Source organism: Nocardioides sp. (assembly GCF_035429765.1).
In the GTDB taxonomy this organism is placed as follows: Bacteria; Actinomycetota; Actinomycetes; order Propionibacteriales; family Nocardioidaceae; genus Nocardioides.
Window position 1 is genome coordinate 1 of sequence record NZ_DAOMFK010000302.1, and the last position, 2,508, is coordinate 2,508.

2 protein-coding genes are annotated in these 2,508 nt (G+C 71.4%); one reads left to right on the plus strand and one right to left on the minus strand.

The window, feature by feature from the left end; genetic code table 11:
• Positions 1-256 (minus strand): hypothetical protein (locus PLP61_RS17165; RefSeq protein ID WP_502889102.1); only part of this gene is annotated, 256 nt, incomplete at its 3' end.
• Between PLP61_RS17165 and alaS the strand changes: the two genes are divergently transcribed.
• Positions 198-2,508, plus strand: a 2,311-nt coding sequence (gene alaS / locus PLP61_RS16495; protein WP_324503852.1) for an alanine--tRNA ligase, incomplete at its 3' end; no start/stop codon positions are given. The two genes, PLP61_RS17165 and alaS, sit on opposite strands and share 59 nt — an antisense overlap.

The window sequence follows — 2,508 nt, forward strand, 5'->3', positions numbered from 1 at the left end:
GCCCCACCAGCGGCGCCAGCTCCATCGAGCCGTACAGCTTGATCAGGTCGACATGCATGCCCTTGCCGGCGAAGTGCGCCTTGGCGGCGTTGATGTACTTGGTCGCCACGCGAATGCGCCCCCCCGGGCGCGTCGCCGCCCCGGCCCCCCCTGGCCCCCCCCGCCCAGCAGCACCCCGACACGGAAGGCACCACCTGATGGACACCGCGGAGATCCGCCGCCGGTTCGTGGCCCACTTCGAGGCCCACGGACACACCGTGGTGCCCAGCGCATCGCTGCTCCTCGACGACCCGAACCTGCTGTTCGTCAACGCCGGCATGGTGCCGTTCAAGCCCTACTTCCTGGGCCAGGAGACCCCGCCGTACCCGCGAGCGGTGAGCGTGCAGAAGTGCGTGCGCACCCTCGACATCGACGAGGTCGGCAAGACGACCCGGCACGGCACCTTCTTCCAGATGTGCGGCAACTTCTCCTTCGGCGACTACTTCAAGCAGGGCGCGATCCGGCTCGCCTGGGACCTGGTCACCAAGCCGCAGACCGAGGGCGGCTACGGCTTCGACGAGTCGGTGCTCTACGCCTCGGTCTACGAGGACGACGAGGAGGCCGTCTCGCTGTGGAAGTCCGAGGCCGGGCTGCCCGACGACCGGATCATCCGGCTCGGCAAGAAGGACAACTACTGGTCGATGGGGGTGCCCGGGCCGGGCGGCCCGTCCTCGGAGATCCTCATCGACCGGGGCCCGGAGTTCGGCGCGGACCGCGACTGGGACGCCGGCGACCGCTACATGGAGTTCTGGAACCTGGTGTTCATGCAGGAGGTGCTCTCCGCGGTCCGCTCCAAGGAGGACTTCGACGTCCAGGGCCCGCTGCCGGCCAAGAGCATCGACACCGGGCTGGGCCTGGAGCGGGTGGCCTACCTGCTGCAGGGCAAGCAGAACATGTACGAGATCGACGAGATGTTCCCCGTGATCGAGCGCGCCGAGCAGCTCACCGGCCGGCGGTACGGCGTCGCGCACGACGACGACGTCCGGTTCCGGGTCGTCGCCGACCACGTGCGCAGCGCGCTGATGCTCATCGGCGACGGCGTCACCCCGGGCAACGAGGGCCGCGGCTACGTGCTGCGCCGGCTGCTGCGGCGGGCGGTGCGCTCGGTGCGGCTGCTCGGCTACGAGGACCGGGCGCTGCCGGAGCTGCTGCCGGTGAGCCGCGACAAGATGCAGCTCGGCTATCCCCAGATCCGCACCGACTGGGAACGGATCTCGACGGTGGCCTACGCCGAGGAGGACGCCTTCCGGCAGACGCTGCGGGCCGGCACCCAGATCTTCGACCTGGCCACCAGCGAGGTGAGACGGGCCGGCGGGGCGCAGCTCTCCGGCGACCGGGCCTTCGCGCTCCACGACACCTACGGCTTCCCCATCGACCTCACCCTGGAGATGGCGGCCGAGCAGGGGCTCAGCGTCGACGAGGAGGGCTTCCGCCGGCTGATGGCCGAGCAGAAGGCCCGGGCCAAGGCCGACGCCCGGGCCAAGAAGGGCGCCCACGTCGACGCCTCGGCGTACCGCGAGGTCGCCGACGCGATGGGCCGCCCGGTGGAGTTCACCGGCTACGACGAGGTGGTCTCCGAGGGTTCCGTGCGCGGCATCGTGGCCTCCGGTGGCGTGGTCACCTCCGCCCGCGAGGGGGACGAGATCGAGCTGGTCCTGGACCGCACCCCCTTCTACGCCGAGGGCGGCGGCCAGCTGGCCGACCAGGGGGTCATCGAGCTGGCCACCGGCGCGCGGCTGCACGTGCACGACGTCCAGTCGCCGATCACCGGCCTGGTCGTGCACCAGGCGACGGTGCTGGCCGGTGAGGTGACGCTGGGTGCCGGTGCCCACGCCGTGGTGGACCTGGAGCGGCGCCGCTCGATCTCGAGGGCGCACACCGCGACCCACATGGTGCACAAGGCGTTCCGCGAGGCGCTGGGCGAGACAGCGACTCAGGCCGGCTCGGAGAACGCGCCCGGCCGGTTCCGGTTCGACTTCTCCGCCACCGGGGCGGTCCCGGAGTCGGTGATGCGCGACGTCGAGGCCCGCGTCAACGACGTCGTCCTCGACGACCTCACGGTGCACGCGGAGGTGATGAGCCAGGCCGAGGCGGTCCGCTCCGGAGCGATGGCGCTGTTCGGCGAGAAGTACGGCGACCAGGTGCGCGTCGTCTCCGTCGGTGACTGGGCCCGCGAGCTGTGCGGCGGCACCCACGCGGGACGGTCCGGTCAGCTGGGCGTGATCAAGCTGCTCGGCGAGTCCTCCATCGGCTCGGGGGTGCGCCGGGTCGAGGCCCTGGTCGGCAGCGACGCCTACCGCTTCCTGGCCCGTGAGCACGTGCTGGTGTCCCAGCTGTCCGAGACCCTCAAGACGCGTCCCGAGCAGCTCCCCGAGCGCGTCCACGACCTGCTCGAGAAGCTGCGCGCGGCCGAGAAGGAGCTCGAGAAGGTGCGGGTTGCCCAGCTGCTGGCCGCCGCGTTCCTGCTGG